This is a genomic window from Polymorphospora sp. NPDC050346, from assembly GCF_040655695.1.
In the GTDB taxonomy this organism is placed as follows: Bacteria; Actinomycetota; Actinomycetes; order Mycobacteriales; family Micromonosporaceae; genus Polymorphospora; species Polymorphospora lycopeni.
Map to the genome: position 1 here is coordinate 89,264 of NZ_JBFAKM010000011.1, position 19,667 is coordinate 108,930.

A 19,667-nucleotide genomic window follows, 5' to 3' on the forward strand; every position below is an offset into this window, starting at 1 on the left:
CCTCCGGCACCCGCGAGGCACCCCACGGACCGGTGACCGGTCGGTGGGGTGCCTCGTGCGACGCCGGCCCGCGGGGAGACGGGCCGGCGGTCCGGGTCAGGAACCGGCGGGCTGCCCGGCGGCGGCACGCGGCGGCAGCCGGTGCTCGTGGAGCCGCTCGTAGAACGGCCGGTGGTGGGCGGCGAGCGCGGCCAGCCGGGGGTCGTTGTCGACGCGTACGGCGTGCGCGGTGCTCTGGCTGGTGAAGCCGGTGCTGCGTTCGACGTCCTGGTGCCAGTCGCGGGTGCGGTCCCACTCCTTGCGCGTGGCCGGCTCCCACCGCAGGGCGGCCGGGTCGAACGGCAGGCCGGTGCGGGCGCAGAACGCGGCGACGACGCCCTCCGGGTCGGCGACGAGGTCGTCGCCGTCGATGACGACCGGGGCCTCGCCCAGCGGCAGGCGAACCGCCTCGAAGATCTCGTGCAGCCGCTCGAAGCCGATCTCGTCGAGGTCGACCGACTTGTTCATCGCGTAGTGCGAGGCGACGACGGCGGCCGGGTCACGGATCATGAACGTGTTGACGAGGTGGGTGTGCAGCCGGGGGTCGGCGAGCACGGCCGGGTAGCGGTAGTCGGTGGTCTCCTTGACGAAGACCCGCTTGCCGGAGGTGGCGGCGAGGTCGAGCAGCAGGTCGAGGACCTCGGTCTCGGAGGTGGCCGGGGTGCCGCCGATGTCGACCGTGCCGAGGGCGGCCAGGTTGGACAGCGGCTCGTGCACGACGATGAGGTCACCGCGTTCGATGATCATGCGCAGGAAGGCGGTCGACCTGGTGCGGGGTGCCGCCCAGAGGGCGATGACGGGGTCGGTCACTGCGACCACTCCGTCGGTTCGCGGTCCCAGCGGTGCTGGCGCATGGTGGCCATGAGCTGGTCGTCGAGCGGCGCCGCGCCGCTGGTGGCAAGGTTGGCGCGGACGTGGCGCAGGCTGCGCATGCCCGGGATGACGGTGCTCACCGTCGGGTGCTGGAGGATGAAGCGCAGGGCGAGTTCGGGCATGGTCCAGCCGTCGGGGACGTCCTTGCCGAGCGCCTCGGCGCGGGCCACGCTGGCGGCCAGGTTCTCCGGTACGAAGTAGCTGTTGCGCCAGTCGCCCTCGGGCCAGGTGCTGTCGAGCGTCAGGGTGCCGGTGAGCGTGCCCTCGTCGAAGGGCACCCGGGCGATCACCGCGATGTCGAGTTCGTCGCAGACGCCGAAGAGCTCGTCCTCGGGCGCCTGGTCGAAGATGTTGTAGATGACCTGGACGGCGTCGATCAGCCCGGTGCGCAGGGCCTTGACCACGTTGGTCGGCTCCCACCGGTTGATGCTGATCCCGATCCCTTCCACCAGGCCCTGGTCGCGCAGGTCGGTGACGGCCTTCTGCCAACTGGGGTCGTCGGCCCAGGCGTCCTCCCAGACGTGGAACTGGAGCAGGTCGATCCGCTCGACGCCGAGGTTGGCGAGGCTCTTGTGGACGTATTCGTGGATGTGGTCGGGCGGGAAGACGTCCTCGAGGCGGGACTCGCGGGTGGACGGCCAGCGCCGGTCCTTCGGCGGGATCTTGGTGGCGACGTAGAGCCGGCGGTCGGGTTCCGCCCGCAGGAGGTCGCCGAGAAGTTCCTCGCTGTGGCCCCGCCCGTAGATCCAGGCGGTGTCGAAGAAGTTGCAGCCGAGTTCGACGGCCGCGCGCAGGGCGGCGTTGCCGGTCTCGTCGTCGGCGCCGCTCCAGCCGCCCTCGCCGCCGGCGATCCCCCACATCCCGTAGCCGACCTCGCCGACCGACCAGCCGAGCCGCCCGAACCTGCGGTAACGCATGCATCGCCTCCGTGCCGTGGAAGTGTTCCCGGGGGTCGCCCGGTGAGAGGTTGTCAGGCGGCGGCCGGGGCGAGGTTCCGCCACTGGTGGCCGCCGGTGCCGAACCGGGTCTGCCGGTCGGCGTCACCGCCGGGGGTGTGCACCCCGGCCGCGGTGACGGCACCGCCGCGCAGGGTCAGCTCGACGGTGGCGCTGACCGACCCGGTCAGCGCGTCGAGGGCGGCCCGGGCCGCGGCGGCGACCGGGTCGCGGTAGCGGGCCTCGTAGACCGCGGCGCCGAGGGCGCCGGCAAGCTGCTCGTAGAGGGTGCGGGAGTAGGGGTCGAGGGTGACCTCGAGCGCCTTGTGCCAGGCGACGTCGAGCACCTCCAGGCCGGGGGCCTCGTAGACGCCGCGGCAGCGGGTGCCGATGATGCGGCGCTCGACGACGTCGCGCAGCCAGCTCCCGTGCGTCGCGCCGAGGGTGTTGGCGGCGGTCAGCACGGCGACCGGGTCGGGCCCCTGACCGTCGACGTCGGTGACCCGGCCGGCCTCGATGGTGACCGTGACGGATCCGCCGTCGGCCGGCGCGTCGGCGGGCCAGGCGCTCCAGCGTGGGGCGAGGGTCTTCGGTGCGACCGGGGTGGCGAGGTCTTCGAGCTCGGTCGACTCGTGCGAGGCGCCGGCCAGGTTGGCGTCGGTGGAGCGGTCGGCGTCGCTGCCGGGGTCGAGCCACAGGCCGGCGCCGGTGACGGCGGCGTACATGGCGGCGCGGTTCGGGAACCGGGCCAGCGCGGCCGGGTCGATCCAGGGCGCGTAGACGCCGAGGTCGGGGGCGAGCCGGGCGCCGTAGCGGGCGAAGCGGCGCTGGTCGTTGCCGCCGCCGACACAGCCGTGGGCGAGCACGGTGCGGCCGTCGGCCCGCAGCGCGGGGGCGAGCCGCTCGACCAGGACCAGCCGGGACGCGCCGGTGGTGTTCCAGTAGCCGCCGTCGTGGCGGGCCTGGTAGCGCAGCAGGTCGAGGCCGAGTTCGGCCATCGCCGGGCGCAGGTCGACGAGGGTGGCCGGAAGGCCGGCGCCGCGCAGCGAGTCGACGAGGGCGGCGAGGTCGTCCGGGCCGCCCTGGCCGATGTCGGCGACGTAGTGATGGGCGTCGACGCCCCGCTCGCGCAGCCAGAGCCCGAGCGCGAGGCTGGACAGCCCTCCGCCCTGGACGACGCCCACCCGCCGGGCGGCGAGATCCTCGATGATCACAGCCGGACGCCTCCGCACTTCGAGCTGACAAATAGGACACGCGTCAGGGCGTGCCGGAATCACTGCTGCGCCACGCTAACAGCGCCATAGCCGGATGTCAATATTGCAATCAACATAGATACATATCTACTGTGCGAAGGTCCGCGCCGCCCATCATCAGCGATAGCACGTGCCACCTAGAGGACATTTAACAATAGCCGAGGTATGAGGCATGGATGTTCATTTGCCCGATACGCCTTACGAGGGCGTACTGCGCTCGGGAATTGGCACAAAACGCGACTTCCCCGGCCACCTGACCGTCATTGACCTGTTCGAACAGCAGGTCACCACGAATCCCGACCGGATCGCGGTCCGCTACCGGGACCTACAACTGACCTTCCGTGAAATTAACAACATTGCCAACCTATATTCACAACGACTGGACCGAATCGGCGTTCGCCACGGCGACCTCGTCCCACTGTTCATCGCCGACGGACCCGACTTCGTCGCCGGTCTACTCGCGACAGTCAAACTCGGCGCAGCATTCGTTCCAATCGATCCAGGTTGGCCGATAGAACGGCTCGAGGTCATCTTTTCGCAGTTGGCCCCCCGGGCCGTACTCGCGGTTCCGCCGACCCTCGACACGCTGCGCGCGCTCGACCTCGGCGACCGGACCGTCGTGCTCGACCACGAGGGCGTCACCCCGGCCGGCGAGCCGCTGCGCACCCTCGACGCCGAGCGGCCGGACGTGCCCCGCCCCGCCCCGCAGGACTTGATCTACGGCTATTTCACCTCCGGTTCCACCGGCACCCCGAAATGCGCGCTGAACCGGCACCGCGGTCTGGTCAACCGGCTCACCGCGATGTCCGGCCACTTCGGCGACGGCCGGGAACAGATCGTCCTGCAGAACAGCCGGCCGACCTTCGACTCCTCGATGTGGCAGATCCTGTGGCCGATGGTCACCGGCGGCACCGTCGTCCTGCCCGACCGCGACGGCATCCTCGACCTCGAGGGCACCTGCCGCACCATCGGCCGCTACGGCGTCACCATCACCGACTTCGTACCGTCGGTGCTCAGCGCGCTGGTCACACTGATCGAGGTCCGCCCCGACCTGCGGGCCGAACTCGCCCCGCTGCGCCGGATGCTGGTCGGCGGCGAGGCGGCCACCCTGCCCGTGCTGAGCCGCCTCCAGCAGCTCGTGCCGCACCTGCGGATCACCAACACGTACGGTCCGACCGAGTGCTCGATCGGGTCGGTCTTCCACGACATCGGACCGGACCACGATCCGGTCCCGCTCGGCCGGCCGATCCCCAACACCGCCGCCGTCGTCCTCGACGACCAGCTCCGCCCGATCGCCGCCGGCGTCACCGGCGAGATCTGGATCGGCGGCGAGTGCGTCGGCGCCGGCTACCTGCGTGACCCGGCCCGCACCGACCAGGTCTTCGTGCCCAACCCGTTCCCCCAGATCACCGGGCCGCTGATCTACCGCACCGGCGACCTCGGCCACGTCACCGCGGACGGCCTGCTGATGTTCGGCGGCCGGCGCGACGACCAGGTCAAGATCGGCGGGGTACGGGTCGAACTGGCCGAGATCGAGCGGGCGCTGCGCGAGCACGAGACGGTCCGCGACGCGGTCGTGGTGGCCCGTGGCGACCAGGACAGCCGGGCCCTGGTCGCGTACGTGACCCTGCGCGCCGGCGAGCCCCCGGTCGACACCGCCGAACTGCTGCTCAGCGCCGGCAAGCACCTGCCGGCCGAGACCGTCCCGAAACGACTCACCATCCTCGACCGGATGCCGCTGACCCCCAACGGCAAGGTGGACCGGCGCGCGCTGGCGCTACGGGCCGACGCGGACACCGAGGCGCCCGACCTGCCGTACACCCCGCCCGGGTCGCCCGAGGAGGAACTGGTCGCCGCGGTCTGGCGCGAGGTGCTGGGCCGCGACCGGGTGTCGGTCACCGAACGGTTCGCCGACCAGGGCGGCACCTCCCTGCTCACGCACCGGCTCGGCGCGCTGCTGGGCGTACGGCTCGGCCGGCCCGTCGCGATCGCCGACCTGCTCGCCGCCGACACCGTCCGGGCCCAGGCGGAACTCGTCGCCGGCGGGGCACCGGTCCGCGCGCAACTGGACCCGGCCGCGCTGGCCCGCGACGCGCTGCCCGACCCGCCGCCGGCCACCGGCCTGCCCCGGCCGCCGGACCGGTCGCGGCGGCTGCTGGTCACCGGGGTGACCGGGTTCGTCGGCGCGCACCTGCTCGCCGAGCTGCTCGGCCGGCCCGACGTCGACCTGACCTGCCTGGTCCGCGCCCGCGACGACGAGGCGGCCCGGCACCGGCTGACCGCCGCGCTGCGCGACTACGGGCTGTTCGACGCGCTCGCCCACGCCGAGAAGGCGTTCGCCGAGGACCGGCTGCGGGTGCTCGCCGGCGACCTGGCGACGTCCGGGCTCGGCCTGGCGCCGGAGGCGTTCGACCGGCTCGCCGAGCGGACCGACGGCATCGTCCACGCCGGCGCGCTGGTCAACTTCCTGCACGACTACGCCGACCACCGGGCCCCCAACGTGCTCGGCACGCGGGAACTGCTGCGGCTGGCGGCCCGTGGGCGGGGCTGCCGGGTGCACGCGGTGTCGACGTTCTCCGCGCTCGCCGCCGGGCACGTCCCGGACGCCGCCGGCCGGTTCGACGAGGACCAGGCACCGGTGCCGGAACTGCTGCCGTCCGACGGCTACAGCCAGTCCAAGTACGTGATGGAGCAACTGCTGGACAACGCCCGGGCGCAGGGGCTGGACTCGGTCGTCTACCGGCTGGGCGAGGTCTGGCCGTCGCGGCGCACCGGGGTGGCCAACCCGGCGTCACTGGCCCAGTCGCTGGTCTACGCGTGTGCCCGTACCGGGATCGTCTTCCCGACCTCGGCGGTGATCGACCATCTGCCGGCCGACCTGATCGGCCGCTTCCTGGCCGAGGCCGCCTGCGGCCGGCGGCCCGGCGGCGACCGGGTCCACCTGCTGCGGCCGGTGTCGCTGCGCTTCGGCGACCTCTTCGACCGGCTGGTCGAACGCACCGGCGCCCGGTGGGGCGGCTACGCGCTGTTCCACGAGCGGCTGACCGACCTGGTCGAGCGGCACGGCGCCGACCAGCGGCTGGTCCGGGTGGCCATGCTGCTGCCCGCTCCGGACGGTGACGGCGACGAGACGCCGGCCGCCGTGGACACACTTTTCACCGACAGTTCGGGTAGGTTCACGGTGCGCCGGGCCGACGACCACGCCGCCACCGGCGTCACGCTGCTCACCGGTTCGCCGCTGGACGATCTCACCGCATTCGTCGAGGGGCTGGCCGACGAGGTGATACATCGATAACATCACCCGCCGGCCGCCGGCACAGCGCCGCGCGTCCGCCCGACCCGCCCAGTGAAACGGTGTTCAACTCATGCCCATCGACCCCGGGGTCCTGGCAATCTTCGTCGTCGCCATCGTCGTCATCTGCCTGACCCCGGGGCCGGACATGATCTACGTGCTGGCGCACGCGATCAGTCAGGGGCCGATGGCCGGGGTCGTCGCGTCGGCGGGCATGGCGGTCGGCATGCTCGTGCACACCCTCGCCGTCACCCTGGGACTGGCCACCCTGATGGCGGCGGCCCCCATGCTCTTCGACGTCATCAAGTGGGCCGGCGCGGCCTATCTGGTCTACATCGGAATCCGGTCCTGGATCGACAGCGGCAAGCCGCCGGTGGTGGGTGACCGCCCCCGGGTCCCGCTGCGTACGGTGCTCTGGCGGGCCACCGTCACCAACCTGCTCAACCCCAAGATCGTGCTGTTCTACCTGGCGTTCCTGCCCCAGTTCGTCGACCGCGAGCGGGGCGGCACCGCCGTGCAGCTGCTGGTGCTCGGCCTGCTGTTCGTCATCGTCGGCTTCGTCATCGACGCGCTGATCGCGCTGGTCGCCGGCAAGGCGAGCGCGTTCCTGCTGCGCCGCAGGCAGGTCGACAAGCTGCTCAACCGGATCGCCGGCACGGTCTTCCTCGCGCTGGCCGCCCGGCTGGTCATCACCTGAGGCCGGCCGTCACCCGGCCGCCCGCCGGTGGGTCACCACCTCGTGGCCGTTCTCGCCGGCGGGCAGCAGGGCCAGGCTGAGCGCGCCCAGGTAGGAGTCGGCCGCCGACGCCTCGAAGCGCGGACCGGCCAGCCGCGCCGCCCGCTTGATCATGGAACGGCCCACCGGCGACACGCCGAGCAGCCGGTCGGTCAGCACCGCCGCCGTCACCGCCAGCCGCTCGGCCGGCACCACCTCGGTCACCAGGTCGTAGCGCAGCATCCCGGCCGGCTCGATCCGGTCGCCGAGCAGCAGCCAGCGCTTGGCCCGGTCGGCACCGACCAGGTCGGCGAGGATCGCCATCCCGCTCCAGGTGAGCGGGGCGCCGAAGGTCACCTCCGGGAAGGTGAAGAAGCAGGTGTCGGCGGCGACCCGCAGGTCGCTGGCCAGCCCGAGCACCGCCCCCGCCCCGCTCGCCGGCCCGTTGAAGGCCGTCACCGTCGTCTGCTCCAGGCGGAACCACCGCTCCACCAGTTCGGCGGTGCGCCGCTGCACGTGCATCGTGGTGGCCACGTCCAGGGTCGCCAGCGCGTCGAGGTCGGTGCCGCCGCAGAACTCGGTGCCGGCGCCGGTGAGCACCACCACCTCCACCCGGGAGTCCCGGCCCAGTTCGTGCAACACCTCCTCGAAGCGACCGAGCATCGCCAGATCAAAGCTGTTGCGGCGCGCGGGACGGTTGAGGATGACGCTGGCCAGCCTCCCGTCACGTCGCAGTGTCACCGAGTCGTCCGGTCCGTTCACGTGGTCTCCGAGGTCCGTTGGTGCGCGGCCCACCCAGGCTGCCGCGTCGCCAACGTACGCCAGTACATCGAGTAGCGCGACCACCGAGGCGGCCCTGTCGGAGGTTCGGGCAGGTCCCCGGGGTGGTTTGCCGGGCCCCGGTACGGGAAGCCGGCGCCGGTGGACGGGGGTGGCGTGCGACCGGTCCGGGTGGCGATGGTGTGCGGGGCGGGCGACCCGACCCTCGACGGGGTCGCCGACTACACCCGCCGGCTCGAGGCGGCCCTGCGCGAGGTCGACGTGCACGTGTCGCGGGTGTCCGTCGCACCGGGCCGGGCCGGGGGCTGGCTCGGCGCCGTACGCGGGGCCGCCAGGAGTGTCCGCCGGCTGGCCCCGGATCTGGTGCACGTGCAGTTCGCCCCGTCGGCGTTCCGGTTCTCCGGCCGCCCCGGCCTGCTGCTGCCGCCGCTGCTCCCCCGTTCGGTCCCGCTGGTGACGACCCTGCACGAGTACGGCTCGTGGGCGGCGCCGTCGTGGCTGCCCGACCGGGTGTGGCGGCGGCTGGAGCGCGCCGCCCGGGTCGACCGGGAGAGCGGGCGGCTGGTGCCCGGCAGCGAGCTGGTGCTGGTCACCAACGACGCGCACGCGGCGGTGGTGACCGAGCGGACCGGCCGCCGCCCGCTGCGGGTGCCGGTGCCGGCGAACGTCGACGACCACGGTGCGGCGACGACCGGTGCCCGGCGCCGGTTCCGCCGCCGGCTGGGGCTTCCCGCCGACACCGTACTGCTGGTGTTCTTCGGGTTCGTGCATCCGGTCAAGGGGGTGCGCTACCTGCTGGAGGCGCTGCCCCGGCTGCGGGCCCGGCATCCGGCGCTGCACCTGGCGGTGGTCGGCGGCTTCACGTCGCGGGCGCTGCCGGAGGCGCAGGCCGACGCCTTCCGGGCCGAGCTGGCCGGGATCGCGGCCGCGCACGGCGTCGGCGACGCGGTCACGTTCACCGGCTACCTGCCGGCGCCGGAGGTCTCGGAGGCGCTGCACGCGGCGGACGGCGCCGTACTGCCGTTCTGCGAGGGGGTGACGACCAAGAGCGGGGCGCTGGTGGCGGCGCTGGCGCACGGGCTGCCGACGGCGGTCACCACAGCGCCGGCGGGTGACCCGGACCTGGTCGACGGCGTGACGGTGGCGGTTATCGACCGGCGGCGGGACGCGGCCGCGGTGGCCCGCGCCACCGACCGGCTGCTGTCCGATCCGGCGCTGCGCGGGCGGCTGGCCCGCGCCGGGCGGCTGGTGGCGACCCGCCGTTCCTGGCCGGGCGTCGCCGCGGCGCACCGGGCCGCGTACGAGCGTCTGCTGGGGGTCGGCGATGACTGAGCCGTACCGGGAGATCCTGGTCGTCGACCTGCTCGGCGGGCTCGGCGACCTGGTGATGCTGCTCCCGGCGGTGCACGCCCTGGCCCGGCGGCATCCGGCGGCGGCGCTGCGGGTGCTGACCCACGAGCCGGGCGGCGACCTGCTGCGCGGCGACCCGGCGGTCACCGAAGTGATCACTATCGGTCAGGGGCACTCCGGGGCCGAGCGGGCCGCGGTGGTCGACGCGCTGGCGCTGCACCGGCCCGACCTGGCGGTGACGACGACCCGGTACGACGCCATCCCCGCCCTGCTCGAGGACGGTGCCGGGCGGGCGGTGACCGACCTGTGGCGCCGGCCGCCGCCGGACCAGCCGGTCGGCGAGCGCTACCTGCGGATCCTGTACGCCGAGGGGCTGATCGACGCCGCCGACGTCGGTACCCGCCCCCGCCTGCGGCTGCGCCCCGAGGAACTCGACGACGGCGAGCTGATGATGGCGTCGTGGCTGCCCCGGGAGAACCGCCGGCCGCCGGTGCTGCTGGTGGTCGACGCCGGGATGGGGGTCAAGCGCTGGCCGCGGCGGCACTGGCAGGCACTGGTGCGGCTGCTGCGCCACGACGGTTACCCGGTGCTCGCGGTCGGCGGCCCGGACGGCCGGCCGCCGCCGTGCCCGCTGCTGCCCCGGACCGGCCTGCGCCGGCTGGCCGCGCTGTTCGCCGCCGCCGGCCGGCGCGGCGGGGTGGTCGTCGGCGCCGACACCGGACCGGTGCGGGTGGCGGCAGCGGCCGGGGCCGGCACGGTGGCCCTGTTCGGCCCGACCGACGCCCGCCGGTACGGCCTGGCCGCCGCCGCACCGCTGGCGGCCGGCACGGGGGCGCCGGCCAACCCCACGCGAACCGGCCCGGCGTCGCCCGGTGGCCTGTCGGTCGACCTGCAGGGCCGGCCGGACTGCCCGCACCGGCAGCCGACCACGATCAGCGAGCAGAGCTGCTGGTGGACCGCGGACTGCCCGCTGTCGCCGGCCGGGCCGGCGTGCATGGCCGACATCGACCCCGGCACGGTCGCCGCCGCGGTCCGCCGGGCGGCCGGGCCGGACCGGGGTCAGGCCGCGTCGTCCTCGGTCTCCCAGGGCACCGGGCGCAGGTAGCTCGCCCCGATCAGCCGGCAGTAGTTCCAGTAGTCGTCGTCGGTCGCGTCCATGTCGTCGAGCAGAAGGCGGGCCGGCGGGAACGGCCGGGCCGGGCCGAGCTGGGCCAGGTCGGCCAGCCGGTCCCGGTCGGCGGTGGCGTCGCCCGGCCCGTCGAGGCTGGCCAGTGCCAGCCGGAGCTTGTCGTAGTAGCCCTCCTCGTCGCCCTCGAGGACGGCGATCTCCTCCAGTTCGATGGTGACGTGGTCGCCCTCGCCGGCCCGTACGCCGGCACCGAGCAGCGCGGCGTATGCCGCCAGCGGCTCGCCGAACAGCCGTTCCAGCACCGGCACCGCCACGTCGAGCTGGGTCAGGGCCCGCTCGACCGGGGCGACCGGCGCGGTGGCCACCACCTTCTCGGTGTGCCTGCCCTCGGTCACCTCGAAGGTCTCGGTCCGCAGGTCGGCGGCGCGGAACATGGCCAGCCACAGCAGCGGTACGCAGTTGACGTCGGCGGCCACGGTGTTGAGCTTCGGGTCGTAGTCGGACTTGGCGAAGGCGGGATAGATGCTCGTGTAGGTGCTCACGCACAGGTATGACCGGTTCGACACGCCGGCCAGGCTAGCGGTGCGGTGCGACACGGCGGCCGCAGCGCCGCCCTCAGCCGGCGGCCGGCTCGCGCTCGCGGGCGTCGACCAGGGCGGCGACGCCGTCGAGGATGCGCTGGAGACCGAACTCCGACTCCTCGTCCGAGTATCCCCCGGCGTCGTCGAAACTTCCGGCGGCGGTGATCCGGGACAGTTCCGGATACCGCCGCGCGTCGACGAGCAGGCGCAGCATCTCCCCGTACGACGGCGGCGGGCCGCCCTCCTGCGCGGCGGCGGCGGTCGCCGCCCGGACGAGGTCGATCCGCAGTTGCGCCTCGTTGCGTACGAAGCCGCTGAGCAGTTGCATGACGGCGACCCGTTCGTAGTCCTCGACCCGGGTCGGGGCGAGGATCTGCAGGCCACTCTCCAGCCAGGACAGTTGGACCGGGCCGAGCGGCGGGCCGCTGATCGGGACCTGCAGGAACCACGGGTGCCGCTCGTATCCGGCCATGAGCGCCCGCGCCCAGCCGGCGAGGCCGGCCCGCCAGCCCTGTTCGGCCGGTGGCGGTTCGGGCGGCGAGCCCATCGCGGTCTCGGCCATCAGGGCGAGCAGTTCGTCCTTGCTGGCGACGTACCGGTAGAGCGACATCGTGGTGAACCCGACCTCTTCGGCGACCCGGCTCATCGACACCGCCGCGAGTCCCTCGCGGTCGGCGATCTCGACGGCGGCGGCGACGATGCGCTCCAGGCTGAGCCCGGGTTTGGGCCCGCGGCGGGGCCGCTCGCGCCGCCCCCAGAGCAGTTCCAGGGTCGGCGGCAGCTCGGTCATGGCGTTGTCGTCCATCGTCACCCGCGTCGGTCGGTCGGCACTTGACCCCCATCCTAAAACTGCGTATAACCTACACAGATACGTGTACGACATACACAGTTTCGCTCCTGAGAGGTTGCCATGACCGACGACCCGATCATCCGGGCCAGCGGGATCACGAAATCCTTCGGAAAGTTCACCGCGCTTCGCGGCGTCGACCTCGCCGTCGCCCGGGGCAGCATCCACGCCCTGCTCGGCCCCAACGGCGCGGGCAAGACGACGATGGTCCGGATCCTGAGCACCCTGCTGCGCCCCGACGGCGGCGGCGCGACCGTCGCCGGCCACGACCTGCTGCGCCACCCCGACCGGGTGCGCGCCTCGATCAGCCTCACCGGCCAGTACGCCGCCGTCGACGAACTGCTCACCGGCGAGGAGAACCTGGTGATGATGGGCCGGCTCGGGCGCCTCGGCGGCCGGGCCGCCCGGCGGCGCGCCGTCGAACTGCTGGAACGCTTCGACCTCACCGACGCCCGGCGGCGGATCGTCCGCACCTACTCCGGCGGGATGCGCCGCCGGCTCGACCTCGCCGCGAGCCTGGTCACCGAACCGCCGCTGATCTTCCTCGACGAGCCGACCACCGGCCTCGACCCGCGCAGCCGCCAGGCGATGTGGGACATGGTCCGCGAACTCGCCGCCACCGCCGTCACCGTGCTGCTGACCACCCAGTACCTGGAGGAGGCCGACCGGCTCGCCGACCGGATCACCCTGGTCGACGGCGGCCGGGTGATCGCCGAGGGCACCGCCGAACAGCTCAAGGCGCAGGTCGGTGACGAGCGGGTGGAGCTGCGGCTGGCCGGCCTGGACGACTTCGACCGGGCCGTCCGCGACCTCGGCGACCGGGCCGTACGCCCCGACCGGGACAGCCGCACCGTGAGCGTGCCCACCGACGGCAGCGCCGCCCAGCTGCGCGCCCTGCTCGACACGATGGCGGCCCGGGACGTCGCCGTCACCCGGGTGGAACTGCACCGCCCGACCCTCGACGACGCGTTCCTGGCCCTGACCGGCACTACCACCGCCGGGCCGACCCCCGCCACCGCCCCGGCCCGGACCGGCGGCGCGTCCACCGCCGTGAAGGAGAACCGATGAGCACCCACGCCCGCCTCTACTGGGCGGCCAGCGACTCGCTGGTCATGATCGGGCGCAGCCTGCGGCACACCATGCGCAGTGTCGACACGCTGCTGCTCGGCGCGATCCTGCCGACCATGCTGATGCTGATGTTCGTGCACATCTTCGGCGGCGCGATCGACACCGGCACCGCCTACGTCACGTACGTGGTGCCGGGGGTGATGCTGCTCTGCGCCGGCTACGGGTCGGCCAACACCGCGGTCGCCGTCGCGGCCGACATGGTCAACGGCATCGTCGACCGGTTCCGGTCGCTGCCCATCCTCAGCTCCTCGGTGCTGACCGGCCACGTCGTCGCCAGCGTCACCCGCAACCTGTTCGCCACCGTGCTGGTGCTGGCGGTGGCGTTCGCGTCCGGCTTCCGGCCCACCGCCGGGCCGCTGGAATGGCTGGCCGCGATCGGGCTGCTGGTGCTGTTCATGCTCGCGATGTCCTGGGTGTCGGTCTTCCTCGGCATGCTGGCCGGCTCGGTCGAGTCGGCCAGCGCGTTCACCTTCGTGGTGCTCTTCCTGCCGTACCTGAGCAGCGGCTTCGTGCCGACCGACACGATGCCGGGGTTCCTGCGCGGGTTCGCCGAGCACCAGCCGATCACGCCGATGATCGAGGCGATCCGGGGGCTGCTGACCGACGTACCGGTCGACAACCCGGTCCCGGCGGCGGTCGCCTGGTTCGGCGGCCTCCTGGTGGTCGGCTACGCCGCGTCCAGCGTGCTCTTCCGGCACCGCCGGCCCCGGTAGCCGGCCCCGGTAGCCGGACCGGCTCAGGCGTTGTCGGAGACCTCGGCGTACGGCCGGTCGTTCCACCAAATGGCGTCGACCGTGTGGATGCGGTCGCTGGTCCAGAACCGGACGACCAGCCGGTCCGGCTGCCCCTGGAGGGTGTCCATCGTGTACCCCGGACGCGGGGTGGCCGAGACCAGGTGCACCCGCCCCGGCGTCATCCGGATCGTGGTCGTACCGCCGGGCACGTCGAACTGGCGCAGGTAGGACGTGCTCCCGTCGCCTTCGGTGATCACCGTCCAGCCGTCCACGGTGGCCGCGGGCGCGGTGGTACGGACCACCGTCGGCTCCGGCGACCGGGAGCCGGACGGGCGCGGCGTCGGGGTGCCCGGACCGGTCGGGGTGGGGGTGGCCGGTCCGGGCGACCCGGTGCCGGTCGACGGCGTGACCGGCACCGGCGGCGTCGGGGTGGGCGGCGCGGTCACCCCGTCGCCGGCATCGCGCAGCGCGGCGCCGGTCTCGACCTCGACCCGGTCGGGTACGGCGGTCCGCAGCACCGGCTGGAGGCCGAGCCAGACCAGCCCGGCACTGAGCGCGGTGGCCGTCGCCCACGCCGCGAACCGGCCCACCGCCCGCCATCCACCCATGCCGCCCATCTTGTCAACGTCGGTACGGTGCCACCATGCCCCTCGTGCTCCTGGTCGAAGACGACCCGGCGATCCGGCGCGCGCTGACCCACGCGCTGTCCGAGGCCGGTTACGCGGTCTGCCCGGTGGACAGTGCCCTCGCGGCGCTGCGTGAGGTGACCGCCCGGCCACCGGCGGTCGTCATCCTCGACCTGGGACTGCCCGACATGGACGGTGCCGACGCCCTCGTCATGATCCGCGCGGTCAGCGACGTGCCGATCATCGTGGCGACGGCCCGGCGTGGCGAGAACGACGTGATCAGGCTGCTCAACGCCGGCGCCGACGACTACGTGACCAAGCCGTTCTCGGCCGCGCACGTGCAGGCCCGGATCGCGGCGGTGCTGCGCCGGGGCCGGTCGGTGCCGGCCGGGTCGGAGCTGCCGCCGCCGGTCGAGGTGGGGCCGCTGCGGCTGGACCCGAACACCCGCACCGCGACCCTGCACGGGCAGCCGCTGCTGCTGGCCCGCAAGGAGTTCGACCTGCTGACGTACCTCGGCGAGCGGGCCGGCCGGGTGGTGCCGCGCGACGAGTTGTTCGTCAACGTGTGGCGGCAGCCGTTCGTCGGCGGCGACCAGACCCTCGACGCGCACATCTCGCTGCTGCGCCGCAAGCTGGGCGAGACGGCGGCGCAGCCCCGGCTGCTGCGCACCGTACGCGGCGTGGGGATCATGCTCGTCGGTCCGTCGTGAGGTCGGCGCTGGTCCGCGGCGCGCTCGCGGCGACGTCGATGGTGGCGCTGGCGTTCCTGCTGCCGCTGGCCCTGCTGGCGCAGCAGATCGCGCACGACCGGGCGCTGGCCGACGCCCGCCAGCAGGCCACCGCGATCGTCGCCGCGATCGCGGTCACCGACGACCGGGCGGTGCTGGCCCGCGCCGCCGCCACGACCGCCGCCGGCGCCGACGACCGGCTGGTCCTGCACCTGCCGGACCAGCAACCGGTCGGCACGCCCCGGGCCGCGGCCGCCGACGTGGCCCTGGTCCGCGACCGCCGCCACCCGGTGACCGCGCACGTCCCGGGCGGGCTGGCCTACCTGCAGCCGACAGCGCTCGACGGCGGCCGGACCGCGGTCGTCGAGGTGTTCGTGCCGACGGCCGACCTGCGGCGTGGGGTCGGCACGGCGTGGCTGGCGATGGCCGGGCTGGCCGCGGTCCTGGTGGCCGGGTCGGTGGCGCTCGCCGACCGGCTCGGCGCCCGGGTCGTGACCGCGGCCCGCGAGCTGTCCGGCGCCGCCCGCCGGTTCGGCGCCGAGGACCTGACCACCCGGGTACGCCCCGCCGGCCCGGTCGAGCTGGCCGAGGCGGGTACGGCGTTCAACACGATGGCGGACCGGATCGTGTCGCTGGTCGACGCCGAACGGGAGCGGGCGGCCGACCTGTCGCACCGGCTGCGTACGCCGTTGACCGCGTTGCGGCTGGACGCCGACGCGCTACCGCCCGGCGGGGCGGCCGACCGGGTACGCGAGTCGGTCGACGCGCTCGATGCGGAGATCGACGCGATCATCCTCAGCGCCCGCCGGCCGCCACCCGGCGCGGAACCGGAGGTGACCGACCTGACCGAGGTGCTGGCCGACCGGCTGGCGTTCTGGACGGTGCCGGCGACCCACCAGCGCCGGCGGTGGGAGGTGCGGGGCGGGTCCGAGCCGGTGTGGCTGGCGGCCGGCCGGGCCGACGTCATCGGCGCGGTCGACGCCCTGCTCGGCAACGTCTTCCGGCACACCGCCGCCGGCACGCCGTTCCGGATCACGCTGACCCGCGACGCGCTCACCGTCGAGGACGGCGGGCCGGGGATCGCCGACTCGGCGTCGGCCGTACGGCGCGGGGTCAGCGGGGCCCGGTCGACCGGGCTGGGGCTGGACATCGTGCGCCGGGTCGCCGCCGAGGCAGGCGGGCGGCTGGTCATCGACCGTGGTGACGTGCTGGGCGGGGCGCGGGTGGAGATGTCGTACCGCCCGGTTGCCGCGCCCCCGGCGGACGGCCGGGGGCGGCGGTTCCGCCGGGGCCGGCCGGAGCCGGCGCGCGGCGCGCCGGGTCACTGACGCCGGGGCAGCACCACGATCCGGCCGAAGAACTGGTCGATGTGCCGTACGACCTCGTTGAACTCGTCGAGGTCGATCGGCTTGGTGACGTAGGCGTTGGCCTGGAGCGTGTAGCTGCCGAGGATGTCGTTGTCGGCGCTGGACGTGGTGAGCACGACGATCGGGATGGTCCGCAGGCTCTCGTCGCTCTTGACCTGGGTCAGCACCTGACGGCCGTCCATCCGGGGCATGTTGAGGTCCAGCAGGATCATGTCCGGCCGCTGGGCGTCGTGGTGGCGGCCCTCGCGGCGCAGGAACTCCATGGCCTCCTCACCGTCGCCGACGATGTCGATGGTCTTGTCGATGCCGGAGTCCGCCAGCGCCTCCTCGATCATCAGCACGTCGCCGGCGTCGTCGTCGACGACGAGGATCCGGACGGGGGTGGCGGGGGCTTCGACCATCGTTGCTACCTGCCTAGTGTTCGTAGTTGAGGACTTCGACCAGCCCGGTGACCCGCAGGACCCGCTCGACCGGACCGGTGAAGCCGGTCAGCCGCAGCCAGCCGCCACGTGCGGCGCACTCGTTGTCGCCCCGAACGAAGCTGGCCATGCCGGCGGAGTCGCAGAAGGCCAACCCCTCCAGATCGAGAAGGATGTGGTGCCGACCGTCGCCCAGCAGTTCGTCGACACCGGAGTTGAGCACGGGCACGGTGGCCATGTCCAGTTCGCCGGACAGGCGCAGTACGGCCGTGCCGTCGGACTCACCGCGCGTGATGGCCAGCGTCAAGACCGCTCTCCCTCGTCCCGATAGTTGCCGTGGAGCAAGCGTACGCGCCGCCGACCACACCGTATCGACGGGCGGTCGGTCTGCCGTACGCCCGGGTGGCCGGTGGCCGGTGGCCGGTTCGACGCCGGCTAGCGGGCGGCGGGCCGCAGGGCGGCGAGCAGGTCGGCCGAGTCGGTGCCGGCCGGGCGGTCGCTGACCTGGCCGTCGCCGAGTTCGACGACCCGCCACCGGCCGTCGTCGCGCAGGACCAGGTCGGCCGTGACGAACGGCAGCCGGAGGGCGGCGACCAGCGGCGCGACCTCGGACAGGTCGACGTCCGCCGGGGCCGGCCGGTCCGGGGTGTCCGGGTGGGCGGTGACCAGCGCCGGCCGCCCGTCGACCCACCAGGTGCGCACCTCGGCCGAGACGAACCGCTCGAAGCGGCGCAGCACCAGCCCGCCGACGAACTCGTCGTCGCGCAGTTCCAGGAACCGGGACGCGACCCGCCACGCGGCGTCGGCGTCGGCGACGTCGGCGATGTAGGCCGCCTCGTCGAAGTGGTGCTTCATCGACTTGGTGTGGTCGCGCAGCACCGCCGGACCGGACCCGAACGCGGCGCGGGCCCGGTCGAAGCCGGCCCGGTCGGCGCCGGTGGTCCAGACCGAGTACGGCGTGACGTCGGCCAGGTCGGTGTACCAGCCGGGCAACTCGTGTGCCCGGCGGTACTGCTCCGGCGTGGTGCGCAGGGCGATGCCCCGCTCGCGCAGCACGGCGGCGAGGGCGGCGTACCGCCCGGCGCGCAGCATCCAGCCCCGGTAGAAGGCTGCGCCGGTCGCGGCGGTGCGGGCCACGGTGCGGGCGGGCGCCGGCCCTTCGGGGTCGGCGGGCCGGGCCAGCGCGTCGTGGTCGACGAGGACGACGTCGAATCCCAGGTCGCGGGCTGCCGTCGCCTCGGCGGCGAAGTGTTCGTCGGGTCGGCGCGGGCGCATCGGGTCGGCGGGCAGCAGCAGGATCACCGGCACATCGTGCCGCAGGGAGGCCACCGGACCGGGCCGGCGGGGCCATCCCTACCTGCTCGGTGCCGACGGGTCCGGCGAGGTGCCGGCGGGGTGGGTGGTGTCGATCGGGACGTATCACCATGAATCGCCGCGACGGTCCGGCCAGGACTACATCCATCGACTTCAACCGTTGACGCGACCGTCGCGCGTCTGAAACATTTGGCCGACCCTCCGCAAAATTGCGGCAAGGACATGTTTGACACCGAACTTCTGTCCGCAACTTCTGGACAGGCTCACCATCCATGTTCACGTCCGTTCAGGACCGGTCACCGGGAGGCCCGCGATGACCAACCCGCCGCGCGACCGGGGTCCACCGTGGGCACCGCCCCCGACACCACGTGGCACTCCCCCGGCCGCCACGATCCGCGCCACGGCAACCACACCAGACGGTCGGCCCGACCGGCGACGCCCGGCCACCACCCGACCAGGTCCCGGCTCCTCGCACACCCCCGAGACCATGAGAGCTTGAGGAACGAATGAGAAGGAAACATGCAGCGTGGCGGCTGATCGCGGCGGCGCTCGCGACCGGGCTCGCCGTGTCGGCGGCACCGGCCCTGCCGGCCGCGGCGGCCGGCGGCCCCAACCTGGCGGCGGGAAAGGCGGCCACGGCCAGCAGTTCCAACGCCGAGCACACCGCCAACCGGATCAACGACGGCAACCCGGGCACCTACTGGGAGAGCGCCAACAACGCCTTCCCGCAGTGGGCCCAGATCGACCTCGGCAGCAGCGTCGGCATCGACCAGCTGGTGCTCAAGCTCCCGACGGGCTGGGAGAGCCGGACCCAGACCCTGGCCGTGCAGGGCAGCCCGGACGGGACCAGCTTCGCCACCATCGTCGGCTCGACCGGGTACGCCTTCAACCCGGGCAACGGCAACACGGTGACGATCAACTTCCCGGCGACCAACACCCGCTTCGTCCGGCTGCACGTCACCGCGAACACCGGCTGGTCGGCCGCGCAGATCGCCGAACTGGAGGTCTACGGCGCCACCACCGGCGGCAGCGGCAACCTGGCCCAGGGCCGGCCGCTGACGTCGAGCAGCAGCAACGCGCCGTACGGGCCGGGCAACGCCGGTGACGGCAACCAGGCCAGCTACTGGGAGAGCGCGAACAACGCCTTCCCGCAGTGGCTCCGCGTCGACCTCGGCGCCGCCGTCGCCGTCAACCGGGCCGTGCTCAAGCTGCCGGCCGGCTGGGAGACCCGCACCCAGACGCTGAGCGTGCAGGGCAGCACCGACGGCAGCACCTTCAGCACCGTGTCCGCGTCGGCCGGGCGGGTCTTCAACCCGGCCGCCAACAACACCGTGACGATCGACTTCAACACCACCACGGTGCGCTACCTGCGGGTGCACGTGACGGCCAACAATGTGTGGCCGGCCGCGCAACTGTCGGAGTTCGAGGTCTACGGCCCGACGACCGGGGACACCCAGCCGCCGTCCGGCCCGACGAACCTCGCCTACACCCAGCCGGCCACCGGCCAGATCCGCCTCACCTGGAACGCCGCCACCGACAACGTCGGCGTCACCGGCT

At 73.6% G+C, this 19,667-nt stretch carries 19 protein-coding genes; 9 read left to right on the top strand and 10 right to left on the bottom strand.

Features of this window, described 5'->3' with window-relative positions; all coding sequences use genetic code 11:
- Nucleotides 1-96: 96 nt before the first annotated feature.
- Genes AB0I42_RS13975 through AB0I42_RS13985 form a run of 3 tightly spaced genes read right to left on the bottom strand, consistent with a single transcriptional unit; the run spans nt 97 to nt 3,061 of the window.
- The gene (locus tag AB0I42_RS13975) at nt 97-849 is read right to left on the bottom strand and encodes a hypothetical protein (RefSeq protein ID WP_357537300.1); all 753 of its coding nucleotides are present in this window, start codon (nt 847-849) and stop codon (nt 97-99) included.
- A complete protein-coding gene (locus AB0I42_RS13980; protein ID WP_357537302.1) occupies nt 846-1,829 on the bottom strand; it encodes an aldo/keto reductase in 984 nt (327 codons plus the stop codon). The genes AB0I42_RS13975 and AB0I42_RS13980 overlap by 4 nt, the downstream gene beginning before the upstream one ends.
- Before the next feature lie 53 nt (nt 1,830-1,882).
- On the bottom strand, nt 1,883-3,061 hold the full coding sequence (locus AB0I42_RS13985) for an argininosuccinate synthase domain-containing protein (protein WP_357537303.1): 1,179 nt from the start codon (nt 3,059-3,061) through the stop codon (nt 1,883-1,885).
- Between the two features lie 211 nt (nt 3,062-3,272).
- On the opposite strand from AB0I42_RS13985, the gene AB0I42_RS13990 reads away from it, so the two are divergent.
- Together AB0I42_RS13990 and AB0I42_RS13995 are read left to right on the top strand one after the other, a co-directional pair.
- Nucleotides 3,273-6,395 (top strand): amino acid adenylation domain-containing protein, encoded by a 3,123-nt coding sequence (locus tag AB0I42_RS13990; RefSeq protein ID WP_357537304.1) that lies wholly within the window; start codon nt 3,273-3,275, stop codon nt 6,393-6,395.
- A 70-nt stretch (nt 6,396-6,465) separates the two neighbouring features.
- Nucleotides 6,466-7,089 carry a LysE family translocator gene (locus AB0I42_RS13995; protein ID WP_357537306.1) on the top strand — a complete coding sequence of 208 codons (624 nt, stop codon included), beginning with the start codon at nt 6,466-6,468 and terminating at the stop codon, nt 7,087-7,089.
- Nucleotides 7,090-7,098: 9 nt separating this feature from the next.
- On the opposite strand, the gene AB0I42_RS14000 is transcribed toward AB0I42_RS13995, so the two are convergent.
- Entirely contained in the window at nt 7,099-7,869 is a 771-nt protein-coding gene (locus AB0I42_RS14000; RefSeq protein ID WP_357537308.1) for an enoyl-CoA hydratase/isomerase family protein, read from the bottom strand.
- A gap of 174 nt (nt 7,870-8,043) precedes the next feature.
- On the opposite strand from AB0I42_RS14000, the gene AB0I42_RS14005 reads away from it, so the two are divergent.
- Nucleotides 8,044-9,219, top strand: a complete 1,176-nt coding sequence (locus tag AB0I42_RS14005; protein WP_357537310.1) for a glycosyltransferase family 4 protein — start codon at nt 8,044-8,046, stop codon at nt 9,217-9,219.
- Nucleotides 9,212-10,342: a glycosyltransferase family 9 protein gene (locus AB0I42_RS14010; RefSeq protein ID WP_357537312.1), complete on the top strand. Its 1,131-nt coding sequence runs from the start codon at nt 9,212-9,214 to the stop codon at nt 10,340-10,342. The genes AB0I42_RS14005 and AB0I42_RS14010 overlap by 8 nt, the downstream gene beginning before the upstream one ends.
- On the opposite strand, the gene AB0I42_RS14015 is transcribed toward AB0I42_RS14010, so the two are convergent.
- Nucleotides 10,297-10,932 (bottom strand): hypothetical protein, encoded by a 636-nt coding sequence (locus AB0I42_RS14015; protein ID WP_357537314.1) that lies wholly within the window; start codon nt 10,930-10,932, stop codon nt 10,297-10,299. The two genes, AB0I42_RS14010 and AB0I42_RS14015, sit on opposite strands and share 46 nt — an antisense overlap.
- Before the next feature lie 49 nt (nt 10,933-10,981).
- On the bottom strand, nt 10,982-11,752 hold the full coding sequence (locus tag AB0I42_RS14020) for a TetR/AcrR family transcriptional regulator (protein ID WP_357537316.1): 771 nt from the start codon (nt 11,750-11,752) through the stop codon (nt 10,982-10,984).
- 105 nt (nt 11,753-11,857) lie between these two features.
- Here AB0I42_RS14020 and AB0I42_RS14025 point away from each other — a divergent pair, with 105 nt between their 5' ends.
- On the top strand, nt 11,858-12,862 hold the full coding sequence (locus AB0I42_RS14025) for an ATP-binding cassette domain-containing protein (protein WP_357537318.1): 1,005 nt from the start codon (nt 11,858-11,860) through the stop codon (nt 12,860-12,862).
- Nucleotides 12,859-13,635, top strand: coding sequence for an ABC transporter permease (locus AB0I42_RS14030; RefSeq protein ID WP_357537320.1), 777 nt, complete (start codon nt 12,859-12,861; stop codon nt 13,633-13,635). The genes AB0I42_RS14025 and AB0I42_RS14030 overlap by 4 nt, the downstream gene beginning before the upstream one ends.
- A 23-nt stretch (nt 13,636-13,658) precedes the next feature.
- Here AB0I42_RS14030 and AB0I42_RS14035 read toward each other — a convergent pair whose 3' ends face one another.
- The gene (locus AB0I42_RS14035; protein WP_357537322.1) at nt 13,659-14,264 is read right to left on the bottom strand and encodes a hypothetical protein; all 606 of its coding nucleotides are present in this window, start codon (nt 14,262-14,264) and stop codon (nt 13,659-13,661) included.
- A gap of 35 nt (nt 14,265-14,299) precedes the next feature.
- Between AB0I42_RS14035 and AB0I42_RS14040 the strand changes: the two genes are divergently transcribed.
- Both AB0I42_RS14040 and AB0I42_RS14045 read left to right on the top strand, forming a co-directional pair.
- Nucleotides 14,300-14,992: a response regulator transcription factor gene (locus tag AB0I42_RS14040; protein ID WP_357537323.1), complete on the top strand. Its 693-nt coding sequence runs from the start codon at nt 14,300-14,302 to the stop codon at nt 14,990-14,992.
- Nucleotides 14,989-16,338, top strand: a complete 1,350-nt coding sequence (locus AB0I42_RS14045; protein WP_357537325.1) for an ATP-binding protein — start codon at nt 14,989-14,991, stop codon at nt 16,336-16,338. Before AB0I42_RS14040 ends, AB0I42_RS14045 begins: the two co-directional genes overlap by 4 nt.
- On the opposite strand, the gene AB0I42_RS14050 is transcribed toward AB0I42_RS14045, so the two are convergent.
- From AB0I42_RS14050 to AB0I42_RS14060, 3 genes are all read right to left on the bottom strand, one after another.
- On the bottom strand, nt 16,332-16,778 hold the full coding sequence (locus AB0I42_RS14050) for a response regulator (protein ID WP_357537327.1): 447 nt from the start codon (nt 16,776-16,778) through the stop codon (nt 16,332-16,334). The two genes, AB0I42_RS14045 and AB0I42_RS14050, sit on opposite strands and share 7 nt — an antisense overlap.
- A 13-nt stretch (nt 16,779-16,791) precedes the next feature.
- Entirely contained in the window at nt 16,792-17,103 is a 312-nt protein-coding gene (locus tag AB0I42_RS14055) for an STAS domain-containing protein (RefSeq protein ID WP_357537329.1), read from the bottom strand.
- Nucleotides 17,104-17,231: 128 nt separating this feature from the next.
- Nucleotides 17,232-18,098, bottom strand: a complete 867-nt coding sequence (locus AB0I42_RS14060) for an ATP-grasp domain-containing protein (protein WP_357537331.1) — start codon at nt 18,096-18,098, stop codon at nt 17,232-17,234.
- A gap of 518 nt (nt 18,099-18,616) precedes the next feature.
- On the opposite strand from AB0I42_RS14060, the gene AB0I42_RS14065 reads away from it, so the two are divergent.
- Nucleotides 18,617-19,667 (top strand): discoidin domain-containing protein (locus tag AB0I42_RS14065; RefSeq protein ID WP_357537333.1); only part of this gene is annotated, 1,051 nt, incomplete at its 3' end.